This window comes from Agrobacterium radiobacter, from assembly GCF_040801995.1.
Classification (GTDB): domain Bacteria; phylum Pseudomonadota; class Alphaproteobacteria; order Rhizobiales; family Rhizobiaceae; genus Agrobacterium; species Agrobacterium radiobacter.
On sequence record NZ_JBEGHX010000002.1, the window covers coordinates 816,842 to 842,712 of the forward strand.

The 25,871-nt window shown below is 59.6% G+C and carries 25 protein-coding genes; 3 read left to right on the forward strand and 22 right to left on the reverse strand.

Going from position 1 to position 25,871, the window contains the following annotated elements:
- Window positions 1-30: 30 nt before the first annotated feature.
- The 20 genes from serA to ruvC all read right to left on the reverse strand — a co-directional run bounded on the left by serA (window position 31) and on the right by ruvC (window position 19,784).
- Complete coding sequence (gene serA / locus MRBLRC7O_RS17655; RefSeq protein ID WP_003506257.1) at window positions 31-1,626, reverse strand: phosphoglycerate dehydrogenase; 1,596 nt, start codon at window positions 1,624-1,626, stop codon at window positions 31-33.
- An 83-nt stretch (window positions 1,627-1,709) separates the two neighbouring features.
- Window positions 1,710-2,888, reverse strand: a complete 1,179-nt coding sequence (locus MRBLRC7O_RS17660; RefSeq protein WP_080866989.1) for a phosphoserine transaminase — start codon at window positions 2,886-2,888, stop codon at window positions 1,710-1,712.
- Window positions 2,889-3,100: 212 nt separating this feature from the next.
- On the reverse strand, window positions 3,101-3,946 hold the full coding sequence (locus tag MRBLRC7O_RS17665) for an outer membrane protein (RefSeq protein WP_003506253.1): 846 nt from the start codon (window positions 3,944-3,946) through the stop codon (window positions 3,101-3,103).
- A 188-nt stretch (window positions 3,947-4,134) separates the two neighbouring features.
- Window positions 4,135-5,487, reverse strand: a complete 1,353-nt coding sequence (gene glmM, locus MRBLRC7O_RS17670; protein ID WP_003506251.1) for a phosphoglucosamine mutase — start codon at window positions 5,485-5,487, stop codon at window positions 4,135-4,137.
- A 189-nt stretch (window positions 5,488-5,676) separates the two neighbouring features.
- On the reverse strand, window positions 5,677-7,623 hold the full coding sequence (gene ftsH / locus MRBLRC7O_RS17675) for an ATP-dependent zinc metalloprotease FtsH (protein WP_003506249.1): 1,947 nt from the start codon (window positions 7,621-7,623) through the stop codon (window positions 5,677-5,679).
- 154 nt (window positions 7,624-7,777) lie between these two features.
- On the reverse strand, window positions 7,778-9,130 hold the full coding sequence (tilS, locus tag MRBLRC7O_RS17680) for a tRNA lysidine(34) synthetase TilS (protein ID WP_003506248.1): 1,353 nt from the start codon (window positions 9,128-9,130) through the stop codon (window positions 7,778-7,780).
- Between the two features lie 12 nt (window positions 9,131-9,142).
- Window positions 9,143-10,162 carry a tol-pal system protein YbgF gene (gene ybgF, locus MRBLRC7O_RS17685; RefSeq protein WP_003506245.1) on the reverse strand — a complete coding sequence of 340 codons (1,020 nt, stop codon included), beginning with the start codon at window positions 10,160-10,162 and terminating at the stop codon, window positions 9,143-9,145.
- A gap of 158 nt (window positions 10,163-10,320) precedes the next feature.
- Window positions 10,321-10,854 (reverse strand): peptidoglycan-associated lipoprotein Pal, encoded by a 534-nt coding sequence (gene pal, locus MRBLRC7O_RS17690; protein WP_003506243.1) that lies wholly within the window; start codon window positions 10,852-10,854, stop codon window positions 10,321-10,323.
- 210 nt (window positions 10,855-11,064) lie between these two features.
- Entirely contained in the window at window positions 11,065-12,372 is a 1,308-nt protein-coding gene (tolB, locus tag MRBLRC7O_RS17695; protein ID WP_003506242.1) for a Tol-Pal system beta propeller repeat protein TolB, read from the reverse strand.
- A gap of 20 nt (window positions 12,373-12,392) precedes the next feature.
- Window positions 12,393-13,562 (reverse strand): cell envelope integrity protein TolA, encoded by a 1,170-nt coding sequence (locus MRBLRC7O_RS17700; RefSeq protein WP_060723155.1) that lies wholly within the window; start codon window positions 13,560-13,562, stop codon window positions 12,393-12,395.
- A 9-nt stretch (window positions 13,563-13,571) separates the two neighbouring features.
- On the reverse strand, window positions 13,572-14,033 hold the full coding sequence (gene tolR, locus MRBLRC7O_RS17705) for a protein TolR (protein ID WP_003506238.1): 462 nt from the start codon (window positions 14,031-14,033) through the stop codon (window positions 13,572-13,574).
- 61 nt (window positions 14,034-14,094) lie between these two features.
- Window positions 14,095-14,814 (reverse strand): protein TolQ, encoded by a 720-nt coding sequence (gene tolQ / locus MRBLRC7O_RS17710; protein ID WP_003497570.1) that lies wholly within the window; start codon window positions 14,812-14,814, stop codon window positions 14,095-14,097.
- Window positions 14,815-15,075: 261 nt separating this feature from the next.
- Window positions 15,076-15,516 carry a tol-pal system-associated acyl-CoA thioesterase gene (gene ybgC, locus MRBLRC7O_RS17715; protein ID WP_003506236.1) on the reverse strand — a complete coding sequence of 147 codons (441 nt, stop codon included), beginning with the start codon at window positions 15,514-15,516 and terminating at the stop codon, window positions 15,076-15,078.
- Window positions 15,513-16,049 (reverse strand): NUDIX hydrolase, encoded by a 537-nt coding sequence (locus MRBLRC7O_RS17720; RefSeq protein WP_003506234.1) that lies wholly within the window; start codon window positions 16,047-16,049, stop codon window positions 15,513-15,515. Before MRBLRC7O_RS17720 ends, ybgC begins: the two co-directional genes overlap by 4 nt.
- Window positions 16,046-16,570, reverse strand: coding sequence for an NUDIX hydrolase (locus MRBLRC7O_RS17725; protein ID WP_003506231.1), 525 nt, complete (start codon window positions 16,568-16,570; stop codon window positions 16,046-16,048). Before MRBLRC7O_RS17725 ends, MRBLRC7O_RS17720 begins: the two co-directional genes overlap by 4 nt.
- Window positions 16,567-17,148 carry a DinB family protein gene (locus MRBLRC7O_RS17730; protein ID WP_003506229.1) on the reverse strand — a complete coding sequence of 194 codons (582 nt, stop codon included), beginning with the start codon at window positions 17,146-17,148 and terminating at the stop codon, window positions 16,567-16,569. The genes MRBLRC7O_RS17725 and MRBLRC7O_RS17730 overlap by 4 nt, the downstream gene beginning before the upstream one ends.
- A 36-nt stretch (window positions 17,149-17,184) precedes the next feature.
- A complete protein-coding gene (locus MRBLRC7O_RS17735) occupies window positions 17,185-17,403 on the reverse strand; it encodes a hypervirulence associated TUDOR domain-containing protein (RefSeq protein WP_077998660.1) in 219 nt (72 codons plus the stop codon).
- Between the two features lie 51 nt (window positions 17,404-17,454).
- Window positions 17,455-18,495 carry a Holliday junction branch migration DNA helicase RuvB gene (gene ruvB, locus MRBLRC7O_RS17740; RefSeq protein ID WP_003506226.1) on the reverse strand — a complete coding sequence of 347 codons (1,041 nt, stop codon included), beginning with the start codon at window positions 18,493-18,495 and terminating at the stop codon, window positions 17,455-17,457.
- A 126-nt stretch (window positions 18,496-18,621) separates the two neighbouring features.
- Window positions 18,622-19,239 carry a Holliday junction branch migration protein RuvA gene (gene ruvA, locus MRBLRC7O_RS17745; RefSeq protein ID WP_003506224.1) on the reverse strand — a complete coding sequence of 206 codons (618 nt, stop codon included), beginning with the start codon at window positions 19,237-19,239 and terminating at the stop codon, window positions 18,622-18,624.
- 32 nt (window positions 19,240-19,271) lie between these two features.
- Window positions 19,272-19,784 (reverse strand): crossover junction endodeoxyribonuclease RuvC, encoded by a 513-nt coding sequence (ruvC, locus tag MRBLRC7O_RS17750; RefSeq protein WP_003506222.1) that lies wholly within the window; start codon window positions 19,782-19,784, stop codon window positions 19,272-19,274.
- A 247-nt stretch (window positions 19,785-20,031) separates the two neighbouring features.
- On the opposite strand from ruvC, the gene MRBLRC7O_RS17755 reads away from it, so the two are divergent.
- A complete protein-coding gene (locus MRBLRC7O_RS17755; protein ID WP_080866990.1) occupies window positions 20,032-22,341 on the forward strand; it encodes a methyl-accepting chemotaxis protein in 2,310 nt (769 codons plus the stop codon).
- A gap of 144 nt (window positions 22,342-22,485) precedes the next feature.
- Window positions 22,486-23,487, forward strand: a complete 1,002-nt coding sequence (locus tag MRBLRC7O_RS17760; protein ID WP_080866991.1) for an LLM class flavin-dependent oxidoreductase — start codon at window positions 22,486-22,488, stop codon at window positions 23,485-23,487.
- 52 nt (window positions 23,488-23,539) lie between these two features.
- On the opposite strand, the gene MRBLRC7O_RS17765 is transcribed toward MRBLRC7O_RS17760, so the two are convergent.
- Window positions 23,540-24,286 carry a YebC/PmpR family DNA-binding transcriptional regulator gene (locus MRBLRC7O_RS17765; RefSeq protein WP_003497595.1) on the reverse strand — a complete coding sequence of 249 codons (747 nt, stop codon included), beginning with the start codon at window positions 24,284-24,286 and terminating at the stop codon, window positions 23,540-23,542.
- 196 nt (window positions 24,287-24,482) lie between these two features.
- On the opposite strand from MRBLRC7O_RS17765, the gene MRBLRC7O_RS17770 reads away from it, so the two are divergent.
- Window positions 24,483-24,986 (forward strand): pyridoxamine 5'-phosphate oxidase family protein, encoded by a 504-nt coding sequence (locus MRBLRC7O_RS17770; protein ID WP_003506216.1) that lies wholly within the window; start codon window positions 24,483-24,485, stop codon window positions 24,984-24,986.
- 38 nt (window positions 24,987-25,024) lie between these two features.
- On the opposite strand, the gene MRBLRC7O_RS17775 is transcribed toward MRBLRC7O_RS17770, so the two are convergent.
- Window positions 25,025-25,867 carry an MBL fold metallo-hydrolase gene (locus MRBLRC7O_RS17775; RefSeq protein WP_020809622.1) on the reverse strand — a complete coding sequence of 281 codons (843 nt, stop codon included), beginning with the start codon at window positions 25,865-25,867 and terminating at the stop codon, window positions 25,025-25,027.
- Between the last annotated feature and the right edge of the window lie 4 nt (window positions 25,868-25,871).

A 25,871-nucleotide genomic window follows, 5' to 3' on the forward strand; every position in this document is an offset into this window, starting at 1 on the left:
CCTTATTGTCCCCTTGGGAGGAACGATAGATCAGTCGACGTTAAACGTCAGCGGCTTGACCTGGCGGATGGCCGGGTTGGCGCGCAGCTTGTCCAGCACCTCTTCGGAAACCGGGCCGTCAACATAGAGCAGCGCGATGGCGTCGCCGCCTTCCTTTTCACGGCCGAGCTGGAAGTTGGCGATGTTAACGCCAGCTTCGCCGAGCGTGGTGCCCATGAAGCCGATCATGCCGGGAACGTCGGTGTTGGTGATGTAGATCATGTGCGATCCGACATCCGCATCCATGTTGATGTTCTTGATCTGGATGAAGCGCGGCTTGCCATCCGAGAACACCGTGCCGGCAACCGAGCGTATCTGGTTTTCGGTCTTGACCGTCAGCTTGATGTAACCGTCGTAAACACCGGTCTTGTCGCGCTTGACTTCAGAAAGGATGATGCCCTTTTCCTTGATCATGACCGGGGCCGAAACCATGTTCACATCCGCAACCTGGCTGCGGATCAGGCCGGCCAGAAGGGCGCTGGTCAGCGCCTTGGTGTTCATGTTGGCGGTTGCGCCATCATAAAGGATTTCGATTTCCTTGGTGGCGCTTTCCTGCACCTGACCGACGAAGGAGCCGAGAACATCCGCCAGACGGATGAAAGGCTTCAGGCGCGGTGCTTCCTCAGCCGTGATCGACGGCATGTTGATGGCGTTGGAGACGGCACCCTTGACCAGATAATCCGACATCTGCTCGGCAACCTGAAGAGCGACGTTTTCCTGTGCTTCCGTGGTCGAAGCGCCGAGATGCGGCGTGCAGACGACGTTTGGCAGGCCGAAAAGCGGGCTTTCGGTGGCGGGTTCGACTTCGAACACGTCAAAACCGGCGCCGGCGACATGGCCGGACTTGATGGCTTCGGCAAGAGCCGCTTCATCCACCAGACCGCCACGGGCGCAGTTGACGATACGCACGCCCTTCTTGGTCTTGGCAAGGTTTTCGGCATTGAGGATGCCGCGCGTCTTGTCAGTCATCGGCACATGCAGGGTGATGAAATCGGCCTGCGCCAGCAGTTCGTCGAGCTCAACCTTGGTGACGCCCATTTCCTGCGCGCGCTCCGGCGACAGGAAGGGGTCGTAGGCCAGAACATGCATCTTGAGACCAAGCGCACGCGAGCAGACGATGGAGCCGATATTGCCGGCGCCGATGACGCCGAGCGTCTTGCCGGTGATTTCGACACCCATGAATTTCGACTTTTCCCACTTGCCGGCCTGCGTAGAGCTGTCGGCGGCCGGAAGCTGGCGCGCAACGGCAAACATCAGCGCGATGGCATGTTCGGCAGTGGTGATGGAGTTGCCGAACGGCGTGTTCATGACGATGATACCGCGGCGCGATGCCGCCGGAATATCGACATTGTCGACGCCGATGCCGGCCCGGCCGATGACCTTGAGGTTGGTTGCCGCCTCGATCAGCTTTTCGGTCGCCTTGGTAGCGGAACGAATGGCCAGACCATCGTAATTGCCGATGATTTCGGCAAGTTTGTCCTTGTCCTTGCCGAGCTTCGGCTGGAAATCGACTTCGACGCCACGATCACGGAAAATCTGGACGGCGGTTTCCGACAGTTCGTCGGATACGAGTACGCGAGGTGCCATGGTTCACGGGCTCCTTGAAAAGCGGTGCAGTTTTGAAAGCGGGGAATGTGCGGCCCTGCATCAGCGCAGGGCCGGTATCAAAATCAGGCGGCAGCCTTGGAAAGTGCTGCCTTCTGCGTCTGGTAAGCCCAGGCGAGCCAGGGCATGACGGCTTCCATATCGGCCGTCTCGATGGTCGCGCCGGCCCAGATGCGCAGACCGGACGGTGCGTCACGGTAAGCGCCGATATCGAGGGCGACATTTTCCTTTTCGAGCAGGGCGACGACGCCCTTGGCGAAATCGGCCTGTGCGGCCGCATCCAGCGCCTGCACCTCGGGATCAACGATCTTCAGGCAGACGGAGGTGTTGGAGCGGGTTTCCGGCTTGACGGCCAGATTGGCGATCCAGTCATTCTTCTCGATGAAGTCGTAGATGACCTTGGCGTTGGCGTCGGCACGGCCGATCAGCGCATTAAGGCCACCGAGGTTCTTCGCCCAGAGCAGTGCGTCGATGTAATCTTCCACGCAGAGCATGGATGGGGTGTTGATGGTTTCGCCGGTGAAGATTCCTTCGATCAGCTTGCCGCCGGAGACCATGCGGAAGATTTTCGGCAGCGGCCATGCCGGCGCGTAGCTCAGCAGGCGCTCGACGGCGCGGGGCGAAAGAATGATGACGCCATGGCCGCCCTCGCCGCCCAGAACCTTCTGCCAGGAGAAGGTGACGACGTCGAGTTTCGTAAAGTCCATGTCCTGCGCGAAGGCCGCCGAGGTGGCGTCGCAGATGGTCAGGCCCTTACGGTCGGCAGGGATGAAGTCGGCATTGGGAACGCGAACGCCAGAGGTGGTGCCGTTCCAGGTGAAGACGACGTCACGGTCGAAATCGACTTCGGCGAGATTCGGCAGCAGACCGTAATCGGCCTCGAACTTGCGCACGTCCCGCAGCTTAAGCTGCTTGATGACGTCGGTAACCCAGCCAGCGCCGAAGCTCTCCCAGGCGAGCATGTCAACGCCCCGTTCACCGAGAAGCGACCAGAGCGCCATTTCAACAGCGCCGGTGTCGGATGCGGGAACGATGCCGATGCGATAATCGGCAGGAACATCAAGAATTTCACGGGTGAGATCGATGGCCTGCTTCAGCTTGGCTTTGCCAACCTTGGCGCGATGCGAGCGACCGAGCGGTGCATCGGAGAGAGCATCTAGCGACCAACCGGGACGCTTCGAGCAGGGACCAGAGGAAAAATGCGTATTGCCCGGACGCACGTCCGGCTTCACTATATCTGTCATTTAACTACCCTTTCAGATAGGCGCCTCTCGTTAGGGAGAGGTGTCCTGACGCCGTTGCTATTCCTGTCGCCGATCCCAGTCAAGCGGAATATGTCGCTGCGCAGAAGAATTTTGGTCCATATGCGTCATGCGCGGTGTCCGATGCCGGTAAAACAAAACCGCCCGCACCCGGAGGATGCGGACGGTCTGAAAGTACCAGCGGTGCGTGACGTTTATTTATAAACGGCAGGCTGCAGCGGAATATCAGCGGGCGGCATGTATTGCGCAGTGTCGCAGCCATTGAAGACATAACGGCCGCCGACGCGCACTTCATGTGAATAAAGGCCCTTGTCACGGCCCGGACCGCCGCCATTCTCATAAGCGAACATATCGCCCTTGTTGATGTGGCGGAAACGGTAGCCGATATCGGCCTTCAGGTTACAGGTGACGTCAATGGACGCACCGGCCATCAGAGCGTAGGCAAAGCGCCACTTGCCCTTGCCGCCATGTTCGGTGGTCGGGTCGCAGCCAAGGCCATTGACGCTGCACGACGTGTTGCGCAGCTTGTCCCATTTCACGTAAGAGCCGCCGATACCGCCGCCCACATAGGGTGTGACGCGGCCATAGGTGCCGAGATCGACATAGGCGTTGGCCATCAGCGTGTAGGCTCGCAGGGAGCTAAGATCCGCCGAGACGCAACGACCGGGAACAGAGCCACAGAAGCCGCTCGTGGAGCCTCTGAAATCCGATTTGCCCATATAGTCAAAGGTCACGTCACTGCGGAAATAGTTGTTGAACTGATAACCGACACCGCCGCCGATGACATAGCTGTCCTTGATTGTCGCTGTATCAAAATCCTGTAGATAGCCACCCGGGCCACCCTGATAATAATGGGCGCCGCGCAGCTTGTTGAAGGAATAACCGACATCGCCGCGCAGATACCAGCCGCTCGCCTGGGTGATCGCGACCTCGGGGGCCTCGACATAGGCCGGTGCGGGTTCGGCTTGATAAAGATCGGCAGCGATAGCGCTGGTACCGGTCAGCAGGACGGCCAGAAATCCGGCCAGGGCGTTTTTCATGACTTCCACTCCAGAAGAGGCACGTGCGTTTTCGGCAGCAGATGCCAGTGAACTGTTCAGTCATGGAGATTGACGTAAAATGGTTAAGTCCCGATTAACCACGATCATTCACTATATTTATTAGCAAATACGCAAAGAAAAAGCCGGCTGGGCAGCCGGCTTTGTTAGGACATTACTGACGCCTCGGCTCACGCGGCCGAGCGAGCATTGGCAATGACGCCGACGAGATCGTTGACGATCTGCTCCACCTGCGCGCTGTCATCACCTTCCGCCATGACGCGGATCAGCGGCTCGGTGCCGGAGGGGCGGATGACGAGGCGGCCATTATTGGCCAATGCGCTTTCCGCATCCGCAATCGCCTGCTGCACAACAGGATTTTCCAGCGGCTTGCCGCCGGAGATACGCACGTTCTTCAAAAGCTGCGGCACCGGCTCGAACTTGCGGCAGACTTCGCTGACCGTGAGGCCGGAGCGCTTGACCTTGGCGAGAACCTGCAATGCCGCGACGAGGCCATCGCCCGTCGTGCCGTAGTCCGACAGCACGATATGGCCGGACTGTTCACCGCCGACGTTGAAATTGTGGTTGCGCATGTGCTCGACGACATAACGGTCGCCCACCTTGGTGCGGGCAAGGGTGAGGCCCTTGTCGCCGAGGAAGCGCTCCAGCCCGAGATTGGACATGACAGTCGCGACGATGCCGCCGCCGCGCAGCGTGTTGTCGGCGGCCCAGCTATCAGCGATGACAGCCATCAGCTGGTCACCATCGACGATCTCGCCGCGCTCATCGACGATGATGACACGGTCCGCATCACCGTCGAGAGCAATGCCGATATCGGCCCGCACTTCATGCACCTTCTTCTGCAGAGCTTCCGGATGGGTGGAGCCACATTCGAGATTGATGTTGATGCCGTTCGGCTCATTGCCGATCGTGACGACTTCCGCGCCGAGTTCCCAGAGCGCAGCGGGTGCGACCTTGTAGGCAGCGCCATTGGCGCAGTCGATCGCGATCCGAAGCCCGCTCAGCGTCACATCGCGCGGCAGGGTGCGTTTGACGAATTCGATATAACGATAGATGTCACCATCCACGCGCTTGGCGCGGCCGATCTCGCTCGGCTTGGCGAGCTGGGCGTAGATATCCTTGTCGAGAAGATCCTCGATCTCCAGCTCCAGCTCGTCGGAAAGCTTGTATCCGTCAGGTCCGAAAAGCTTGATGCCGTTATCGGAGAAGGGATTGTGCGAAGCCGAGATCATCACGCCGATATCGGCACGTAGCGACCGGGTCAGCATGGCAACGGCGGGCGTCGGGATGGGGCCGAGCAGGAAGACATCAAGGCCGGCGGCGGTGAAACCGGCAACCAGTGCGTTCTCCAGCATATAGCCGGAAAGCCGCGTATCCTTGCCGATGACCACGCGATGACGATGATGGCCCCGGCGGAAGATCGTTCCAACGGCAATGCCCACACGCATCGCCAGATCAGGCGTCATGGGGAATACGTTCGATTGTCCGCGGATACCATCGGTTCCGAAATAACGGCGTGCCATTTGAACTCCAAATCTTTCGGGCATTCCGGCAAAAGCTGAAAACAGCCGGAAGCGTTTTTGGCTAGATGCCACAAACCACGATAAACAGCACGTAAATTACCGCAAAAATGGCTTATATCTTGTTACCAAAATGAAAAGGCCACCCGGAAACCCGGATGGCCTTTTACAATTTCTAACATGCCCGGACGATCAATGCGGCTGCGGCTCCATGCCGCCTTCGGCCTCACCGTCACCCTTCGCTTCGCTCGGGCCGTCCTTCTTGGCGCCGGCTTTCGGCACCGCCGAACCACGGCTGCCCGGAGAATCGTCACCCAGATCGCGCGCCGGCTTCTCACCCCTCAGCAGCGCCTTGATCTCGTCGCCCGTCAGGGTTTCGTATTCGAGAAGACCCTCGGCAATTGCGACAAAGCCATCGTGGTTATCCGTGAGGATACGCCGTGCCTCGGTATAGGCCTCGTCGATCAGACGTCGGACTTCGGTGTCGATCGTCTGCGCCGTCGCCTCGGAGACGTTCTTCGACTGAGAGACGGAATGGCCGAGGAAGACTTCCTGCTGGTTCTCACCATAGGCCACCTGGCCGAGAGCGTCGGAGAAGCCCCATTGCGTGACCATGGCGCGGGCAAGCTTGGTGGCCTGCTCGATATCCGAAGACGCGCCTGACGTGATGTTCTCCTTGCCGAAGGTCAATTCCTCGGCAACGCGGCCACCCATCATGATGACCAGGCGCGACACCATCCACTTGTAGCTCATGGAATAGCGGTCGCCTTCCGGCAGCTGCATAACCATACCCAGTGCACGGCCGCGCGGAATGATCGTCGCCTTGTGCAACGGATCGGCCACGGCAACCTTCAGCGCGGTGATGGCATGGCCGGCTTCGTGATAGGCCGTCAGCTTCTTTTCGGCCTCGGTCATGGCGGAGGAACGGCGCTCCGCACCCATCATGATCTTGTCCTTGGCGTCTTCGAATTCCTGCATGGTGACCACGCGCTTGTTGCGGCGGGCAGCCATCAGGGCGGCTTCGTTGACGAGGTTCATGAGGTCCGCACCGGAAAAACCGGGAGTGCCGCGGGCCAGAATCTTGAGATCGACATTCGGCGCCAGCGGCACGTTGCGGATATGCACCTTGAGGATGCGCTCGCGGCCAACGATATCAGGGTTCGGCACGACGACCTGACGGTCGAAACGGCCTGGACGCAGAAGTGCGGGGTCAAGAACATCGGGACGGTTGGTGGCAGCGATGAGGATGATGCCTTCATTCGCCTCGAAACCGTCCATCTCGACCAGCAGCTGGTTCAGTGTCTGCTCGCGCTCGTCGTTACCGCCGCCAAGACCGGCGCCGCGATGGCGGCCGACAGCGTCGATTTCGTCGATGAAGATGATGCAGGGTGCATTCTTCTTAGCCTGCTCGAACATGTCACGCACGCGGCTTGCGCCGACGCCGACGAACATTTCCACGAAGTCCGAACCGGAAATGGTGAAGAACGGCACATTGGCTTCGCCGGCGACGGAACGCGCCAGAAGCGTCTTACCGGTACCCGGAGGGCCAACAAGCAGCACGCCGCGCGGAATCTTGCCGCCGAGGCGCTGGAACTTCTGCGGGTCGCGCAGGAATTCCACGATTTCCTCGAGGTCCTGCTTGGCTTCGTCCACACCTGCGACGTCATCAAACGTCACGCGGCCATGCGCTTCCGTCAGAAGCTTGGCCTTGGACTTGCCAAAGCCCATCGCGCCACGGGAACCGCCCTGCATCTGCCGCATGAAGAACAGCCAGACGCCGAGAATGAGGAACATCGGCAGAAGCGTGCCGAGATAGCTCAGAAAACCGGAGGAACCATCGCTTTCGGGACGCGCGACGATGGTGACGTTCTTGCTCTGCAAGCGCTCCATCAGGCTGTCGTCGATGACGGGGGAATAGGTCTGAAAGGCCGTGCCGTTTTCGGTATAGGTTCCGAGAACCCGGTTACCGGTGACGGTCACGTCGCGAACTCGCCCGGAATCCACATCGCGAAGAAACTGGGAGTACGGGATTTCCCGCGAGCCCGTTTGCGTCGGCGAGGTCTGGAACATGCTGAACAGCGCGATCAGCAAGAGGGCGATCACGGCCCACAAGGCGAAATTTCTGAAATTTGGGTTCATCGAACTCCCCGAACTCACACGGGCATATCTGCTGCCCGCTATTATGTGCCCCTAACATAAGGACGACATCCGCCGTTGCCAAGGCAAAGCGCGTTATCTGATGCGTTTTGGTGTAAAAACTCTTCCATGGCAATTCACGAAAAAGAGGCCGGATTTAAACCGGTGGCTGTGGATAGGCCGTCCGTCCGAATAAATTGGCGATTGCATTTGCCAACTCAAGGTCGAAGCGCGGCAGGAAAAGATCGAAAGGTGCAAGCCTCGGCGTGATGGTGACGGCCTGCGGCATGGAAACCTCCCCTTCGGCCGCTGCGGCAATTTGCGGCAGACCCGCCATCGCCGGTTTTGTCACCCCTGATGGCACCGACGGAAAATGCGCGGCCATTTCCACGGCATCACCAACCCTGCCCGCTTTGACAAGGATTGGAAAAGCCGATCCATTCTTCACAAGGAAACGATCGTCCCACAGCCCTTGCTGATGCGCGCCGACATGAAGCTCCGGCAGGTTTCGCTGCTCGCGCAACAAATAAAGCCCATCCCGCCGCCGATCGAGAAGAACACGGCCGACTGTCATTCGTCCGTTTTCACCCGTTTTGAGAAACCGCAAAACGCGCTCCATGCCGCTTGCGGCCGGAAAATATGCCCTTCCGCCAAGGATGGCGATCAGCGCCGCCAACCCGTGCCGGAACTCGGGAAGATCGGGATTGACGGCATCGTCGGCCAGTCTGGCGAGAGCAGCATGGAAAATCTGCGTGTGATCGCGCAGGAAAACGGCTGTTTTGTCGGAAAGCGCCCGTCTTTTGAAAGAGACCTCCGCATCGATCAACGCGGGGGAGACGGGAAGCGCCTGCCGAACACGCACCCGCTCATATCTGATATTTTCATTGCTCGGATCGTCAAGCCACCCGCGCTCGCGGGACGATACATAGTCACGGATCGCCTGCCTCTCACACATCAGGAACGGCCGCATGACCCAGTAGCGGCTATCGTATAAAACCGCGTCCGCCATGCCGGATAGACCGAGATTATTACTGCCGCCGTTGCGGGCGGCGCGCATCGCCACGGTTTCACGCTGGTCGCCGATTGTATGCCCCGTCACGACAAGATCGGCGCCAGTCTCAAGGGCGACCTCGGCAATCAGGCGGTAGCGGGCAAGTCGGGAGGCTTCGGAAAGGCCGGAGGCCGGTTTGGCACCATCCCACCGGCGGGTAACGTGGGGGATGCCAAGTTCGGCGCAGAGCATGGCGACCTTGCACGCCTCATCGGCGGATTCCGCTCTCAGCGCATGGTCGACCGTGACGGCGGAAAGCCGCAAACGGTCCTTACCCACTCCCGCCGTTGCCTCATGCAATGCCAGCAACAGGCCGGTGGAATCACTGCCGCCGGAGATTGCGACGAGGATATGGGCGGGGTTTTGTAGATTTCCGACAAAAAACTGTGCCGCCGCGAGCGGCGCAACTGTCTTTTCATTCGGAGTGCGGGCATCAACCGGCATGGAAATACCCGCCATGGCAGGGGAAAATCAGCAGCTCAGCCGTTTCTGTTCGCTGGCGACCTTGGTCAGCACGGTCTTCGAAGCATTGGGATAGCGCTTCGGCACCTCGCGCAGCGTGGCGCAGGCGGTTTCAGTATTGTCGAGAGCGGCAAGTGACATGCCGAGCTTCATCAGCATTTCCGGCGCTTTCGGAGACTTGCCATAGGCCTGATGGCCGTTCAGGAAGGTCTTGGCGGCCTCGTTGAACTTGCCCTGGGAATATTGCGCCTCGCCCAGCCAGAAGCTCGCATCGGCGGCCTTGGTGCCTTTGGGGTAACCCTGCAGATATTGCTGGAAACCCTGTTCCGCCAGCTTGTAGTCACCGGAAAGGACATGGCCGTAGGCGGCCTGATAGATGTCGCCTTCGCTGGTCAGCGCCGCCGTGTTGACAGGATCGGTCTTGCGGGCGCTGTTGCCGGTGGTCACACCGGGAAGGTTGCCGGAGGAATTACTGGCGCCGGAATTGAGCGTGCCGCCAATCGGCATTCCCTTGGAATCAAGCTCGATCGAGCCGAGCGTCGTCTCTCCCGGTGCGCCTGTCGGAGCACTGGAGGGAGCAGAGGGAGAAACGGAAGCGCCACCCTCGGGTGGCGTTTCGATGATCGTTGCAACGTCGTCGGTCGGCGGCGAGGCCGGATTGACCGGACTGGCTTCCGCCTTCTTTTTCGGTGCAGCGGTCGGGCTTGCACCCTTGCCGCCGGCATTGCCGCCTTCCAGTTCCTGGAAGCGGAACTCGTTGTCTTCCTGCGCCTTGCGGATCGTTTCCTGCATCTGCAGAAGCTGGAAGCTCATTTCTTCGATACGGCCATTGAGCTGCCGGATCTGTTCTTCAAGCTGCTGAACCCGATAGGCTTCATTGGCCTGAACCCGGACGACCGGGAGCTGCTGTTGAGAGTTGATCGTGCCGAAACTACCCCCCGCACCGAACAGCGGACCCGAAACGGCTGCGCCGCTCAAGCCGGTGCAGGCTGCAAGCCCCAGCATTCCCGCCACGACAAGTTTCTTCATCTCATTCGTCCTGCCTTAACTGATTTGCACCGGAATGGCGCAAGCCGGATTTTTTCCATATCAACCGAAAAAGCAACTTAACTTCGGCCAAACTATGAAAAAAACAAAAGGCGGCCCGAAGACCGCCTCCCATTCAAGATCACAATAACGTCAGGCAATCACATGCCCGCGCCACCGAGAACCGTCACGGCGCGGCGGTTCTGCGACCAGCAGGAAATGTCGTCGCAAACCGCGACCGGCTTTTCCTTGCCGTAGGAGATCGTCTTCATGCGGTTTGCCGGAACGCCCTGGGAAGCCAGGAAGTCGCGGGTTGCAGCCGCACGACGGGCGCCGAGCGCAAGGTTGTATTCACGCGTACCGCGTTCGTCGGCATGGCCTTCAACGGTGATGGCGTAGTTCGGATAACGGGCGAGCCACTGGGCCTGGCGCTGCAGGGTCTGCTGGGCGTCGGCGCGGATCGAGGTGGAGTCAGTGTCGAAGAAGATGCGGTCGCCGACATTGACCGTGAAGTCCTGCTGGGAGCCCGGCGTTGCGGAGCCCGCGCCACCAAGGCCGAGTTCACCGGCGCTGTTCGGCATGTTCTTCTTGTTCGCGCAGCCTGCGAGAGCAAGCGCGAGCGTCATGGCGATGACAGCCGGGTTACGGGCCAGTTTCTGCATGGGGCTGAGTGCCGAAATGTGTGTACGGCTCATCGCCGGTCTCTCCTTAGGATTTCAATAACGTTTCCGGACACTAACTGATCGCGGTTAATAGCCGGCAAACGCTTATGGTTAACAGAAAGAAAATGTCCCAGTTTTTTGCTCCCTCACAACACTTTGCGGCAAGAAAGAGGCACACTTCCCCATGGTATCAGGTAAAACATGATGGCGCCGGTTCATGCTGGCGCCATCATGACAGTCATATCAGTCCAGAAGCGGCGACCATGCCGGATCCGAAGCGAAGGTCGGCGTCTTGATGAGCTGTTCGTTATATCCCGTCAGGTCGATCGAATAGAGCTGCGGACCACCGGCACCGGCGTTCTGGCGGAAGAACATCAGCACGCGGCCGTTCGGCGCCCAGGTCGGGCCTTCATTGTGGAACCCGCTGGTCAGAATGCGCTCGCCCGAACCGTCGGTCTTCATCACGCCGATCGAGAACTTGCCGCCCGACTGCTTGGTGAAGGCGATCAGATCGCCGCGCGGGGACCAGACCGGCGTGGAATAGGAACCATCACCGAAGGAGACGCGCTGCTGGCCGGAACCATCGGCATTCATGACGTAGATCTGCTGGCGGCCGCCGCGGTCGCTTTCGAAGGCGACACGCTGACCATCAGGCGAATAGGACGGCGCCGTATCGATCGCCGACGTATTGGTCAGCCGCGTCGTGGTGCGCGAGCGCAGGTCCATGGTGTAGATATTGGCATTGCCATCCTGCTGCAGGCTCATGATGACCTTCTGGCCATCAGGAGAGAAGCGCGGCGAGAACGTCATGCCGGGGAAGTTGCCGACCACTTCGCGCTGTCCGGTTTCCAGCTGCAGCAGGTAAACGCGCGGCTGCTGGCCTTCGAAGGACATGTAGGTCACTTCCTGACGGTTCGGCGAAAAACGCGGCGTCAGAACGATGTCGTTCGAGTTGGTAAGATTGCGGACGTTGAAGCCGTCCTGATCCATGATCGAGAGCTGGCGCTTGCGGGCGGTTTTCGGGCCGCTTTCGGAGACGAAAACGACGCGGGTGTCGAAGTAACCCTTTTCACCGGTGACACGCTCATAGATCGCGTCGGCGATGATGTGGGCGACACGGCGCCAGTTTTCCGGCTGCGTGAAGAACTGCTGGCCGGTCATCTGCTGGCCTGCGAAAGTATCCCACAGGCGGAACTCGGCGCGCAGGCGGCCATCGCTTTCACGCGTGACACGGCCGGTCACGAGCGCCTGGGCGTTGATGACCTTCCAGTCCTCGAAACGCGGCTGCTGATCCGGATTGCTGATCTTTTCGATGAAGGCGTTCTTGTTGACCGGCGCGAAGAGGCCGGAACGCTGCAGGTCGGCGGCGATGACCGCGGAAACCTGCGCACCGATACCATCGCTCGACATGAAGTCGGTGATGGCGATAGGCAGCGGCTCGACATTGCCCTTGTTGATGTTGATTTCCACCCGCGCAAAAGCCGGTGCGGAGAAAACCGACATGAGGGCCGCGACAGCGAGCACCAGCCGGATCGGCGAAAATATCTTCATGTTGCCAGGCCTTTCAGCATTCATAGCAATTCACTGGGATCGAAGTTCACGACGACTTCGTTCCATGCGTCATATTTGTCGGCAGGAAGGTTCGTGAACGGAGCAGAACGCATGATGGCGCGATAGGCTCCGCCGGAAAGAGCACGGCGCGTTCCTTCCGAACCGCCGGTTGCCTCGATCTCGGGCCGACCGATGATGGTTCCATCACGGTCAAGCTTCATGGTGACCCGGACGCGAACGTCCGAGGCATCCGCCATGCCGGGAATGATCTGCCAGTTTTTCTGGATTGCGCCGCGCAGCGCATCCATTTCCGTCTGGCTGAGTGTAGAGCCGCCGGTCGATTTCTTGCCGCCAAGGGCCGCCTGCTGGGTGGAGCGCTTGGCGCCGCCGCCGGAAGGCGCCTGCTTGTTCAAAAGCGCTGCAACATCGTCAGCGTTGAAATCGCTTTCCTTCGAAGAGGCGGATTTTGCAGTCTCCTGCTTCTTCTCGCCCGGCTTCTTGTCGGAAGGCTTATCGGTGGATTTCGCCTGATCGGGCTTGGTCTCGGCCGGTTTTTCCGCGGGCTTCTGCTCGGCGGGCTTGGTCTCGGCCTGCTTCGGCTCCTCCGGCTTCGGCGGCTCCGGGCGGGAATTCGGACGCGGCACGTTCTGCGGCACGGGAATTTCGGCCGGCTCCTGCGTTGCCGGCGGCGGCTCTTCGGCCTTGGTTTCCTGCGGCGGCGGTTCCGTCTTCGGCTGCGGCGCGATTTCAGGCTTGGTCTGCGGCAAGGCGGCCATTTCCTGCGGCTTGGGAGCCGAGGTTTCTTCCTTGACGATTTCCTTCACCTCGTTCGCCTTGGTATCGACGACCGGCTGCGGCTTCTCCTGCTTGGGCGGAGCCGCCGCGCTAATATTGTCGTTAGGCTTGGTGGTAGGCGTCGGGGGCGCGTCAAGATCGGCCGTGTTGTTGCCGACATTCTGGGCGTTCTCGATGATGTCAGGACGTGTGGTCGGAACAGGAGCGGACTTTTCGGCCTTCGGTGCCTTCTTGTCACCCTGCTGGATCTGGGTCAATTCCTCGATCGGCACCAGCTCGACAGGCAGGGCCTCGGCCTGCGACACGTCAAGCGGTTCCGGCGAGCCCAGGGAAACGAGGGCGAAAGCCAGAAGCGACGCGTGCACGATCGCGGATGTGGTAAGGCTGCCCTTCATCGTTTTACGTCAATTGTCCTGTTTCTGCTGGGTCACGAGGCCGATATTCTTGAAGCCTGCCGCCTGGATACGCGCCATCACGTCGGCAACGACGCCATAGGCGGCAACGGAATCCGCACGCACGAAGATGCGTTCGTTATAACCAGTCGTGGCGATCGCCTGCAGCTTGTCGGCCACTTCGGCCGCCTGAATTTCCGTTTCCTGCAGATGGATCTGGCCATTGGCATTAACGGAAATGGTGATCGGCTGCGTGTCCGAGTTCAACGCATTGGCGGAGGTCTGCGGCAGGTCGATCGGCACGCCGACAGTCATCATCGGCGCCGCCACCATGAAGATGATGAGCAGCACGAGCATGACGTCGACCAGCGGCGTGACGTTGATCTCGCTGATCGCGCCGCCTTTGCGTCGTCCGCCGCGCCCACCCCGGCGTCCACCGGAACCACCGCCGCTGCCACCTGCTGACATACCCATATCATCTACTCCATTTTGCCTTGCGGCAAATTACTGCACAGCATGCACAGCATGCGGCCGCTTACTGGGCGGCCTGCCGCGTCTGAAGTTTTTCATCGATCTGGCGCGACAGGATCGCGGAGAACTCGTCGGCAAAACCTTCCATGCGGGCGGAAAGCTTGTGCGCGTCGGCCGTGAACTTGTTGTAGGCGATAACTGCCGGAATAGCCGCGACAAGGCCGATGGCCGTTGCCAGAAGCGCTTCAGCGATACCCGGCGCCACGACCGCAAGGTTGGTGGACTTCGAACCGGCAATCGCCTGGAACGAGGTCATGATACCAACAACCGTACCGAAGAGACCGATGAAGGGACCAGCCGAACCGATGGTGGCGAGCGAACCAAGGCGCGCCTCGTATTGTTCGCCTTCACGCGCGATCGTCACATCCATCGCCCGGTCGATACGCATCTGCAGACCAATGGGCGAACGCGCGCCGCGCTCGAATGATTTTTTCCATTCCCGCATGGCGGAAACGAAAATTGCCGCAAGACCGCCATTCTGGCGTTCCGCCAGCGTGCGATAAAGCTCCTCGAGCGACTGGCCCGACCAGAAGACCTGTTCGAACTGGTCGAACTGGCGCTTTGCCTTGCCGAAGCTCACATATTTGTCGAAGACGATCGCCCACGTCCAGACCGAGGCGGCGATAAGTCCGATCATCACGAGCTTCACGATGAGGCCCGCCTGCATAAACAGCGCCCAGAGACTTACATCGTGCGTCGCCGCTGCCAAACCTGCCTGTTCCATAAATATCCAATCCCCGAATCCAAACGCCCGGTACGGGACCGGGCGATTCAAACGCGTGTTAACGCTCGAAGTCCTGCAGCCGCAGCCGCCAACCCCTTAGCCATACCCCGATACTTGCCAGTAAGCCTTACTTGCCAATAAATTTGGTGAAAGGAAGGCGTGCGCCGCACAAATGCCAGTTGCTAAAGTAAGACACCATTATGGTTAAAGGAGTGTTACAGCCGGGCCACGCCGGATGGATTTACTGGACGGAGCCGTCAATTACTTCAGGAATTTTTCGGCAACCGCCTCCGGAAGACGCCTCGGGCGGCCATTGGCATTGATGACGGCGATGATGACCTTGGCGGCGACCAGCAGGGTTTCGCCCCGCCGGATTTCCTGATTGAGCACCATTTTCGCGCCGCCGGCCTTTTCGGTGATGGTCGTGATCGTCAACACGTCATCCATCCGCGCCGGGCTTTTGAAATCGATCTCCATGCGATGCACGACGAAGACCAGCCCCTCCTCATCGGCGGTCAAAAGCGCGCTTTGTTCGCAGCCGAGGCAACGCAGGTAATCGGTGCGGCCGCGCTCGAGAAAATGCAGATAACGGGCGTGGTAAACGAGGCCGGAGAAATCCGTATCCTCATAATAGACCCGTTGCGTCAGGCGGTGGCCATGTTCGATCAGTTCACCCGAAAGCGAAACCACAAGCTCGCTCATACTATCTCCTTGAGAATTTCGGCAGCATCGGAACGACCTTCGCGGATGATAAGATGCTCATGCCGTTGAGGCAGCGCCTCGATACGCTCCGCGATGAAACGGGGCCTCAGATCGCTCTTCAAAAGCGCTGATGGCTGCGCGCGCAGCCAGCGGAACTCCACCTCGACGCCATCCAGCACCCGATGCACGATATCGTTTTCATGGAACGGCAGAGGCTGGCGAAGCGAAATAAGATAATAAAATCCCAGCTCATGCGCCGCATAATCGTCATAGGCGAAAAAATTTTCGGCCGACCAGAGGAGACGCTCGACCGAGCAATCCCGGTCAAGCTCCTCGCCGATCTCGCGGATGATGGTTTCCTCGGAGCTTTCGCCGATTTCGGCACGGCCGCCGGGCAAGGCCCAGTAGCTGTCCTTCGTGCCGCGCTGGACCAGAAGATGCTCATTCTGCAAGATCAGCGCCGCAACCCGCATGCTGAAAAGCTGCGGTTTCCGGTCCAGCCGGATCATGTGGCGTTCAGGCGCAGAGATCATTTATCGTCCAGATCGCCGTCATGCCAGACGAGGTGTCGTGTGGTCTTCGGCAGGTGTTCTATTTCGTCGGCGATGAAATAGGGCGGAATATCAAGCTCCGTCAATGCCTGCCGGGTTGCCGCAACCCAGCGGAACTCCAGTTCGTTATCGCCGTCCTGAACGCGGTGAATGATGTCAGTCGGATGAAAGGCCAGCGTTTCCGGCAGGTCCATCAGGTAATAAAACCCGAGTTCGTGCCAGTCCTTGCCCTCGTAGTGGAAAAAATTCTCGACCGCCCAGAGAAGACGTCCCACCTTGGCTTCAACGCCAAGCTCCTCGACCATTTCACGCGCCAGCGTTTCTTCGGAGCGTTCGCCCATTTCGGCACGGCCGCCCGGAAAGGTCCAGAATTTTTCATGCGACGCCCGGTGCACCAGCACATGGCCATCACGAAACGCCAGTCCCGCGACACGCATCTGGAAAATGCGCTTCGGCTTGAACTTGATGCGGATGCGGGTGTCCTGCTTGGTATCGTGTGTCATGGTGCTGGCCTGCGGGCTGGAAACATCAAATCGGTTTCCGTCCACCCTAACGCATCCATCTCGTCTTTTCTCGTCTTTGCATCATCTCCCACAATGAATTCATCCAGTTGCGGCGGCTTGACCGTGGTCCCTGATAACATCGCATGCGCCTGCCCGCGATGATGCGTCTGGTGCTGGAAGAGATGGGACAGAACATCGTCGCAGCGATCCCGCTGGATACGCCTGCCGCGGTGAATATTGACGTCGGCCGCAAGGCCGTCTTCGTCCAAACCATCGACAAATGCGATCAGCGCCTCGTCAAGCTCCATCTGAGCGGCTCGCAGATCCGACATGGTGGCGAAGGGCTCCTCTTCGGCAAAAGCGGCAAGGCCGAGCGTGCCGCCCTGGAGGGCATCGATATAAAACCGGTCGACGGTGTAGATGTGGTTCAGCGTCGCCCTGAGCGTGGGAAAGAAACTGACACGGGAAGCGACAAACGCCTCCTGCGAAAGCTGAAGACAGGCCTGATGCAGCCGGAAATTGGCCAGCCGGTTGTTGCGCGCGAGTTTGCGGAAAACCCGCAGCGGATCGTAAGGCATGAGGGTACCTCCCTTGACGCCAGAGGACGGCGTCGTTCAATCGACGTGTTCCAGCTCCGATCTGCTTTTCAGAACCTTCGCACCGTCTTCCTGTTCGATCAGATAGGCAGGCTCCTGCCTGCTCGCTTTCCGTTTTATTCTGGAGCCGGCAATGGTGCGTTCGACATCGTCAGTGAAAGTCTCGACGATTTTACCTTCACCGGTGCCACTGCCCCAGTTCCACCGGACCTTGGTACCCTTTCGATATCCAGACATGACCATCTCCGTGCCAAAGACGATCAAAGCCGGCAAGCCGGGATTGTTCCTTCAATCATCCTCAAGCGTCAGACGGAACTGCGCCGCCTCGATATCCTTGGGCGGCTGCATGCCCAGATGTTTCCAGGCTGTTGCAGTCAGAATGCGCCCGCGCGGTGTGCGCTGGATGAAACCCTGCTGGATCATATAGGGCTCGATGATGTCCTCGATCGCATCGCGCGGCTCCGAGAGGCCGGCGGCGATGGTTTCGATGCCAACCGGGCCGCCGCCGAAATTGACGGCGATCATGGTGAGATAACGCATGTCGAGCTGGTCGAGACCCATTTTGTCGACCAGCAGCCGCGTCAAAGCCTCGTCGGCGATCTCACGGGTGACGGCTTCCGCCCGCGCCACCTCGGCGAAATCGCGCACACGGCGCAACAGCCGCCCGGCGATACGCGGCGTGCCGCGCGCGCGCCTTGCCACCTCACGCGCGCCCTCATCGGTCATATTCAGCCCCATCAGCCGCGCGCCGCGCCGGACGATCAGTTCCAGCTCGTCAACGGTGTAGAAAGCCAACCGGACGGGAATGCCGAAACGATCGCGCAGCGGTGTCGTCAAGAGGCCGAGGCGGGTGGTGGCGGCAACGAGGGTGAATTTGGAAAGATCGATCTTCACCGAGCGCGCCGCCGGCCCCTCGCCGATGATGAGATCGAGCTGGAAATCCTCCATGGCAGGATAAAGGATTTCTTCCACTGCCGGATTGAGGCGGTGGATTTCATCGATGAAGAGCACATCGCGCTCTTCCAGATTGGTGAGAAGTGCGGCGAGATCACCCGCCTTGGCGATGACAGGCCCGGAAGTGGATTTGAAGTTGACGCCAAGTTCCTTGGCCATGATCTGCGCCAGCGTGGTCTTGCCGAGGCCGGGCGGGCCGACGAACAGCACATGATCCAGCGCCTCGCCGCGGTTCTTGGCGGCCTCGATGAACACCTTGAGATTGGCACGGGCCTCCGCCTGGCCGGTAAAATCATCCAGCGACTGCGGGCGCAGCGTGGTGTCGATATCCTCGCCACGCTTTTCCGGGGTAATCAGTCTCTCCGCATCGCTCATTCAGGGCATTCCATTGTTCTAACCGAATTCATCAGGTGGTCGCCGCCCCTATATCACGACTATCGCATCAACGCGCTTCACGAAATTCAGGATAACCGGGGCTCCACGTCCGCATGCCAGGCGTCCTTACCGCGAAAGCTCCTTCAGCCCGAGCCGGATAAGCTTGGCGCTGTCACCGCCCTCCCCGCCATTCTTCAGCGCGGCAGCAACCGCATTGGCGGCCTGGTCGCGCGAATAGCCGAGATTGGTGAGCGCGGAAACGGCATCCGCCACCGGCGCGGATGCAACGCCTTCACCAAGCTCCTGCTTGAGCCCGATCGAGGCGGAAGCCTCTCCCGCAAAGGCAGGCGCCTTGTTGCGAAGTTCGGTCACAAGACGCACCGCCACCTTCGGCCCAACGCCTGGCGCACGCGAAATCATCACCTTGTCCTGAAGCGCGATGGCATTGGCGAGTTCGGAGGGCGAGAGCGTGGAAAGGACGGCCAGGGCCACTTTCGAACCCACGCCCTGCACGCTCTGCAGCAGGTTAAACCATTCCCGCTCCAGTGCCGAGAGAAAGCCGAAAAGCTTCAGCTGGTCTTCACGCACATAGGTTTCGATGAACAGCACCACCGCCTCCCCGACGGAGCCGATTTTCGACAGCGTGCGCGCCGAACAATAAGCGACGTAACAGACGCCATGCACATCCACCAGCACATAGTCCGCGCCGATTTCCTCGATGCTGCCCTTCAGTTTTCCGATCATGATGCCGCCCGCTGCAATGAGACTTTAAATATTCAACCGGCCGCCAAAAGCCGCGCCATCCTGTCGCCGCCGCGATTATGCGCGTGGCAGATTGCGATGGCGAGAGCGTCCGCCGCATCGTTACCCTTGAATTCGGCCTTCGGCATCAGGATTTTCAGCATCATGTGAATTTGCTGCTTTTCGCCGTGCCCGACGCCGATGACGGCTTTTTTCACCGCATTCGGCGCATATTCAAACACCGGCAGTCCTGCCCGCGCCGGAACCAGCATGGCGATGCCGCGCGCCTGACCAAGTTTCAATGTTGCAACCGCATCCTTGTTCACGAAAGTCTGCTCCACCGCCGCCTCGTCGGGCTGGTAGCTGTGCACGACGTCAGCCAGCCCGTCATGCAACTGGCACAGCCGGGAGGCGAGATCCATATCGCCATCCGATGTCACGGTACCGGAGGCGACGAACCGAAGGCTGTTGCCAAGGGTTTCGATGACACCCCATCCGGTGCGCCGCAATCCGGGGTCAATGCCGATGATTCGAATCGTCTTTTGCATGAGGCACCTTATCTTTCCGGCTGCGACCCTGCCAGCGATAAGTGAACAAAACGACAACATTGATCAAATTTGCAGTGCAGCATTTACCTCTGCTTAAACCGCGTACCGCATTGTTCTCCACAAAATCAAAAAAGGGGAGCTGCGGACATGATGATCCGCAGCACAATATGTTCGCCATATCAGCCGTCCAATGGCGCCATCCATGCATGGCGCGGGAACTGATCCGACATTGAGGGCTGCATCGGCCATGCTGAACCGTTTTCATTCCATATCCACCAAAGTGCTCGCGATTTTCCTGGCGCTGATGGCGATCTCGACCGGGGCTCTGACACTTCTCGGCTATCAAAGCAGCAGCGGCGTTCTTGAGGAGCAGGCGTCGAGATCCATGGAGAGCATTCTGGTTTTCCGCGGCGACATGCTTCAGGAACGCCTTGAGCAGCTGAAAACACAGGCGGATTCCATTGCCAAGATCGAATCCCTGCAGATGGCTGTTGTCTCCATGCGCAGCGGCTGGGCCACCGTGCAGAAAAACTCCGGCGACGCAAAGGCGGAACTCCAGCGCGTCTTCGTCAAGGAAAACCCCTTCGGCGAAAAGGAAAAGCTGATCAAGCCGGAAAGCCCCAGCGGCTTTTATTACTCCACCCATGAGAAGACCCAGACGGATATCGGCGCTTATATCAAGGGAACGCCGTTCAGCGATGTTCTCTTCATCGATCCCGCCGGTACAGTCTATTATTCCTATCTGAAGGGACCGGCCTTCGGGGAAACCGTCAAGGGCGGCGCCTGGGCGGAAAGCGGCCTTGGCACGGCCTTCGCCCGCGGCGCGGCGAACGCCGAAAAGGCGGTCAACGACGTGGCGCAGACCAGTTTCTCCGGCCTGCGGATTGATGCTGCGACAAAAGAGGCCGGTATTTATTTCGGCGTTCCGGTCGTCAAATTCGGCGCGTTCAAGGGCATCGTCCTCTTCCAGGTCAAGGAAGGCGTTTTCAGTCAGATTCTGACGAAAGGCATCGCGGCGGGCAGTTCGGAACAATCCGCGATCATATCAGCCGATGGCAAGGTTATCGGTGTTGAGGGCGACAGGCTGATCAGCCTTGACCCAGCCATCTACGATTTCCACGGCGAGGCCCTGAACGCGGCGGGCATGACCATTGCCAAGATCGACCGCGCGGATGGCGAAGCCAATGCCTATACCCGCCCCTTCTCTTTCGCCGACGAAAAATATCTCGCGGTGGAAAGCATGCTGCGCAGCGAGTTGAACGCCGGCTCCATCTCGATTGCCGGCACGCTTGCCGTGATCGGCCTTTGCGTTCTGGCCGCCATGTGTGCAGCGACGGCCTTTTTCGCGCGGCGTCTCTTCGCCCCGCTGGAAAAGCTTGCCGGACTGACCGGCGAAGTGGCCGCAGGCCGTCTCGATGCGGAGATCGGCAATCAGGACCGAAAGGACGAGATCGGCCGCATGGCGCGTGCGCTCGGCAGTTTCCGTGAAAAACTTATCCTGCAGCGGGACATGGAAGAGACCGCATCACGCACACGGGAAGAAGCCGAAACAGCCCGGCGCGCGCATCTTGCGGAACGGGAGGCCGAGGCAGGCACCCTGCAAATGGTCGTGCAATCTCTGGATGAGGGGCTCGACCGGCTGGCGAATGGCAACCTCGCCTATCGTATCGAGACCGCTTTCCCCGACGATCTCGAAAGCCTGCGCCATAACTTCAACACGGCGCTTGCCCGGCTCAGCGAAACCATGCAGGCCATCGGCGGCAATTCCGCCGCCATTCGTGGCGGTTCCGAGGAAATGCGGGTGGGAGCCGACCAGCTCGCCGAACGTACCGAACGGCAGGCAGCCTCCATCACCGAAACCGCAAGCGCCATCAAGGCGATCACCGAAGCCGTCCGCGACCAGATCGAACGCGCCGAACAGGCAACGCGGATCGCCCGCGACGCCAGCACGGAGGCAACGGCATCCAGCCGCGTCATGGAGCAGACAATCGCCGCCATGGAGGCGATCCAGACCTCATCACGCCAGATCAACCAGATCATCGGCGTCATCGACGAAATCGCCTTCCAGACCAACCTTCTGGCGCTGAATGCCGGCGTGGAGGCGGCGCGCGCAGGCGACGCAGGCAAGGGTTTTGCGGTCGTGGCCCAGGAAGTGCGCGAACTGGCGCAGCGCTCGGCCGCCGCCGCAAAGGAAATCACCAGCCTGCTGAAACGCTCCACCGACGAGGTATCCTCGGGCGTGGTGCTGGTGGAAAAGGCAGGTGCTTCGCTGACCGGCATCGGCAAACACGTGCAGACCATCAGCACGCGTATCGAAGAGATCATGGAGTCTACCCGCGAGGAGGCGCACACGCTTTCGGAAATCAACAGTACCGTCACCAGCCTCGACACCATGACCCAGCAGAACGCCGCCATGGTGGAGGAAACGACGGCCGCCATTCACAATCTCGCTTCCGAAGCGGGTGAAATGGACGGCAGGCTCGGACAGTTCGTATTGGCTCCGGAGAACGAGGCCGCGGGGCATTGCGAGGACAGGCAATTCAGGCGGGTGGGTTGAGACAGGCCAGCCGGCGAAATACCGGGGCCTCTTCGGAGGCCCCAATTTTTTTGAACCATCCTTCAATTCTGCGCGACTTCACTGGTAAATCGGGACACGCGCCTTACATCCGCAGCAAAGATTTAAATTTCGCAGGAGCGTCGGATGATACCTTTTTCCATTCTCGACCTTTCGCCGATCGGCGAAGGCGAGAGCGTCAGTCAGGCGCTTGAGAATTCCCGCCGAATGGCGATCAAGGCCGAAGAACACGGCTATAACCGCATCTGGCTGGCGGAACACCACGGCATGCCCGGCATTGCCAGCGCGGCAACGTCGCTCGTCATTGCCCATGTGGGCGCGGCCACGAAACATATTCGCGTCGGTTCCGGCGGCATCATGTTGCCCAACCATTCCCCGCTCGTTATCGCCGAGCAGTTCGGCACGCTTGCAGCGCTCCTTCCCGGCCGCGTTGATCTCGGTCTAGGCCGCGCTCCGGGAACTGATATGCGCACAGCGCGAGCCCTGCGCCGCAATCTCGATGCCGGCGCGGAAAACTTCCCGCACGATATCGTCGAACTCCAGCGTTATCTTGGTCCGCCGCAGCCGGATCAGGCAATCCTTGCCGTACCGGGCATGAATTCCAACGTGCCGCTCTGGCTGCTCGGCTCCAGCACCTACAGTGCGCATCTCGCCGCAGCGCTTGGCCTGCCCTATTCCTTCGCTTCGCATTTCGCGCCCGATATGCTGATGGAAGCGATCCATATCTATCGCGAGCGGTTCCAGCCTTCTGAAGTGCTGGACAAGCCCTATGTGATGGTGGGTGTAATGGGTGTCGGCGCAGATACGGACGAGGAGGCGCAACGTCTCTTCACCTCCTCGCAGCAACAATTCGTCAACCTGCGCCGCAATGTGCGCACGCAGTTTCCGAAGCCGGTGCACAGCATGGACGATTACTGGAACGAAATGGAGCGTTTCTCTGTCGAACACACGCTGCGTTTCGCCGCCGTCGGTTCGCCTGAGACGATCGAACGCCATCTCGATGGCTTCCTGGCGGAAACGCAGGCGGATGAGCTGATTGTCTCGATGCCGATCCATGACATCGAAAAGCGGCTGCGGTCGGTCGAGATTTTTGCCGATGTGCGAACCTCCATAAAGAAGGCCGCGTAAACAAAAGGCCCCGGAGCGGATCGCTGCCGGGGCTTTTTTGAAACATGAAACGTCAGGCGGAAAGCTTGGCGAGAATTTCTTCGGAAACCTCGAAGTTGGAATAGACGCTCTGCACGTCGTCATCGTCTTCGAGATTGTCGATGAGCTTCATCAGCGACTGCGCCTTTTCTTCATCCACCGGCACCGTATTCTGCGGCTTCCAGATGGCCTTGACGCTTTCGGCTTCGCCGAGCACGCCTTCCAGCGCCTTGGAAACCTCGTTCATCGCTTCGAAACCGCAGATGATGGTGTGGCCATCTTCGGAAGATTCGACATCGTCAGCGCCCGCTTCGATGGCCGCTTCCATGACCTTGTCGGCGTCGCCCACTTCCGCCTTGTAGGTGATTTCGCCTACGCGGTCGAAGGAGAAGGAGACCGAGCCGGTTTCGCCGAGTGCGCCACCAGCCTTGGTGAAGATGGAGCGTACGTTTGAGGCGGTGCGGTTGCGGTTGTCGGTCAGGGCCTCGACGACGACGGCGACGCCACCCGGGCCGTAACCCTCGTAACGGACCTCATCGTAGTTTTCGCTGTCTGCACCGGAAGCTTTCTTGATGGCGCGCTCAATATTGTCCTTCGGCATGGACTGGGCCTTGGCGTTCTGGATCGCCAGACGCAGGCGCGCGTTCATGTTCGGGTCGGGCATGCCCGCCTTTGCCGCAACGGTGATTTCACGCGCAAGCTTGGAAAACATTTTGGACCGTACGGAGTCCTGCTTGCCCTTGCGGTGCATGATGTTCTTGAACTGTGAATGACCAGCCATGGAAAACCTGATTGTCTTAATTTGGAGATTGCGGGCCTTATAAGTGCGATACGCCCGCCGTTCAACCCCGCAAGCGCTTTCTCTTGCCGCAACAACAGAAGGAACTGATTTATCCGCTCTTCGTTCTGATCATGAACGCGACGGAAGGGCACCTGATTTCTCTCCATCGCAGCATCAGACCGGAAGGAGAAAACAAATGGTCAGCCTGACTGAAGCAAGAGAAGCCCCGGCCCGTCAGCTCTGGGACGAGATCAACTCCGTCCACGCCGGCATGCTCGGTCTTGAAGGCCTGCATAATCACATGCAGCCCATGGCACCTCACGCTGATCCCAAGACCAACACGATCTGGTTCTTCTCCAAAAAAGACACCGATCTGGTGAAGTCGCTGAAATCCGGTTCCCGGGCGCATTTCTGCGTCGTGGGGAAGGACCATGACTACCATGCCTGCCTTTCAGGCATTCTTGAAGTGCGCGACGACAAAACCAAGATCGAGGAATATTGGAATTCCGTCACGGCCGCCTGGTATGAACATGGCAAGAGCGATCCACAGCTGACAATGCTGGCGTTGCATGTCGACGATGCCGATATCTGGGCTTCGACGGACAGCACGCTTAAATTCGGCTGGGAAATCGCCAAGGCGAACATGTCGGATGACAAGACGCCAGATGTAGGCGTTCGCCAGCATCTCAACTTTGCCTGATCAACATCTCCTATGGCCTTTCCTCGCCCACCGCCATGTTACATGCCTTTCGGCACGAGTATCTGCGGCTGGCGGGGAAGATTTCTCATCGAAACCCGGATCACCGGGTCGGTCGCATAGGCAATGCGAAAACTTTCGCCAAACATTGTCAGAAACTGCTCCAGCGGCGGGCCGGTGCGGTGCATCGGCAGGATCAGCGCCGAGCGCAGGCGCTTGACCACCCGGCTCATGCTGTCAGCGCCCATGGTCAAGCCGCCATCCACCGGCACCATCAGCACATCCAGACGGCCGATCTCTGCATAATGCGTATCCGTCAACTCATGATGCAGATGGCCGAGATGACCGATGCACAGGCCCGCAACTTCGAAGATGAAGATGGAATTGCCGTTTTCCTGAAAGGATTCGTAATCGCCCCAGCGGTTGCGGATATCGGTTGCGACATTGCGAATATAGACATCGCCTACCAGAACCTTGTGTTCGGCCTTTTCTCCCGGCGTATCGCTCCAGCCATGCAGCACATATTGAATGGCAGGGTCCGGACTAAGGGTGAAGTGGGTCGAATGCGCCCGGTTCATCGTTACTACCGTTGGCACGACCGGCGGGCGATAGACGCCGTTATAGTCCGTGGCGATCGTTACCCCGCCTGGGCTTTCGATCAGATAGGTGGAATGGCCGATGAAGCTGATCTTCACCTCTTCCTTCGCCGCCGCCTGAGCCAGCTGAACACCCGGCGGACTGAAGCTCGCAAACATGACGCCGGGAATTTTGCTGGCGATCGCCTGGCATTGACTGACGGGCGGGCGGCTTTCCGTCTGGGAGAAGGCCGCTCCCGATGAGGCGATCAGCCCCGATATTGCAAGCATTAGCACGCGCAGCATCATGCCA

What these genes read in the sequence shown, in the direction of transcription:
- serA (WP_003506257.1), bottom strand. Translation starts at nt 1,626, where the DNA reads ATGGCACCTCGCGTACTCGTATCCGACGAACTGTCGGAAACCGCCGTC.
- MRBLRC7O_RS17660 (WP_080866989.1), bottom strand. Translation starts at nt 2,888, where the DNA reads ATGACAGATATAGTGAAGCCGGACGTGCGTCCGGGCAATACGCATTTT.
- MRBLRC7O_RS17665 (WP_003506253.1), bottom strand. Translation starts at nt 3,946, where the DNA reads ATGAAAAACGCCCTGGCCGGATTTCTGGCCGTCCTGCTGACCGGTACC.
- glmM (WP_003506251.1), bottom strand. Translation starts at nt 5,487, where the DNA reads ATGGCACGCCGTTATTTCGGAACCGATGGTATCCGCGGACAATCGAAC.
- ftsH (WP_003506249.1), bottom strand. Translation starts at nt 7,623, where the DNA reads ATGAACCCAAATTTCAGAAATTTCGCCTTGTGGGCCGTGATCGCCCTC.
- tilS (WP_003506248.1), bottom strand. Translation starts at nt 9,130, where the DNA reads ATGGCGGGTATTTCCATGCCGGTTGATGCCCGCACTCCGAATGAAAAG.
- ybgF (WP_003506245.1), bottom strand. Translation starts at nt 10,162, where the DNA reads ATGAAGAAACTTGTCGTGGCGGGAATGCTGGGGCTTGCAGCCTGCACC.
- pal (WP_003506243.1), bottom strand. Translation starts at nt 10,854, where the DNA reads ATGAGCCGTACACACATTTCGGCACTCAGCCCCATGCAGAAACTGGCC.
- tolB (WP_003506242.1), bottom strand. Translation starts at nt 12,372, where the DNA reads ATGAAGATATTTTCGCCGATCCGGCTGGTGCTCGCTGTCGCGGCCCTC.
- MRBLRC7O_RS17700 (WP_060723155.1), bottom strand. Translation starts at nt 13,562, where the DNA reads ATGAAGGGCAGCCTTACCACATCCGCGATCGTGCACGCGTCGCTTCTG.
- tolR (WP_003506238.1), bottom strand. Translation starts at nt 14,033, where the DNA reads ATGGGTATGTCAGCAGGTGGCAGCGGCGGTGGTTCCGGTGGACGCCGG.
- tolQ (WP_003497570.1), bottom strand. Translation starts at nt 14,814, where the DNA reads ATGGAACAGGCAGGTTTGGCAGCGGCGACGCACGATGTAAGTCTCTGG.
- ybgC (WP_003506236.1), bottom strand. Translation starts at nt 15,516, where the DNA reads ATGAGCGAGCTTGTGGTTTCGCTTTCGGGTGAACTGATCGAACATGGC.
- MRBLRC7O_RS17720 (WP_003506234.1), bottom strand. Translation starts at nt 16,049, where the DNA reads ATGATCTCTGCGCCTGAACGCCACATGATCCGGCTGGACCGGAAACCG.
- MRBLRC7O_RS17725 (WP_003506231.1), bottom strand. Translation starts at nt 16,570, where the DNA reads ATGACACACGATACCAAGCAGGACACCCGCATCCGCATCAAGTTCAAG.
- MRBLRC7O_RS17730 (WP_003506229.1), bottom strand. Translation starts at nt 17,148, where the DNA reads ATGCCTTACGATCCGCTGCGGGTTTTCCGCAAACTCGCGCGCAACAAC.
- MRBLRC7O_RS17735 (WP_077998660.1), bottom strand. Translation starts at nt 17,403, where the DNA reads ATGTCTGGATATCGAAAGGGTACCAAGGTCCGGTGGAACTGGGGCAGT.
- ruvB (WP_003506226.1), bottom strand. Translation starts at nt 18,495, where the DNA reads ATGAGCGATGCGGAGAGACTGATTACCCCGGAAAAGCGTGGCGAGGAT.
- ruvA (WP_003506224.1), bottom strand. Translation starts at nt 19,239, where the DNA reads ATGATCGGAAAACTGAAGGGCAGCATCGAGGAAATCGGCGCGGACTAT.
- ruvC (WP_003506222.1), bottom strand. Translation starts at nt 19,784, where the DNA reads ATGCAAAAGACGATTCGAATCATCGGCATTGACCCCGGATTGCGGCGC.
- MRBLRC7O_RS17755 (WP_080866990.1), top strand. Translation starts at nt 20,032, where the DNA reads ATGCTGAACCGTTTTCATTCCATATCCACCAAAGTGCTCGCGATTTTC.
- MRBLRC7O_RS17760 (WP_080866991.1), top strand. Translation starts at nt 22,486, where the DNA reads ATGATACCTTTTTCCATTCTCGACCTTTCGCCGATCGGCGAAGGCGAG.
- MRBLRC7O_RS17765 (WP_003497595.1), bottom strand. Translation starts at nt 24,286, where the DNA reads ATGGCTGGTCATTCACAGTTCAAGAACATCATGCACCGCAAGGGCAAG.
- MRBLRC7O_RS17770 (WP_003506216.1), top strand. Translation starts at nt 24,483, where the DNA reads ATGGTCAGCCTGACTGAAGCAAGAGAAGCCCCGGCCCGTCAGCTCTGG.
- MRBLRC7O_RS17775 (WP_020809622.1), bottom strand. Translation starts at nt 25,867, where the DNA reads ATGATGCTGCGCGTGCTAATGCTTGCAATATCGGGGCTGATCGCCTCA.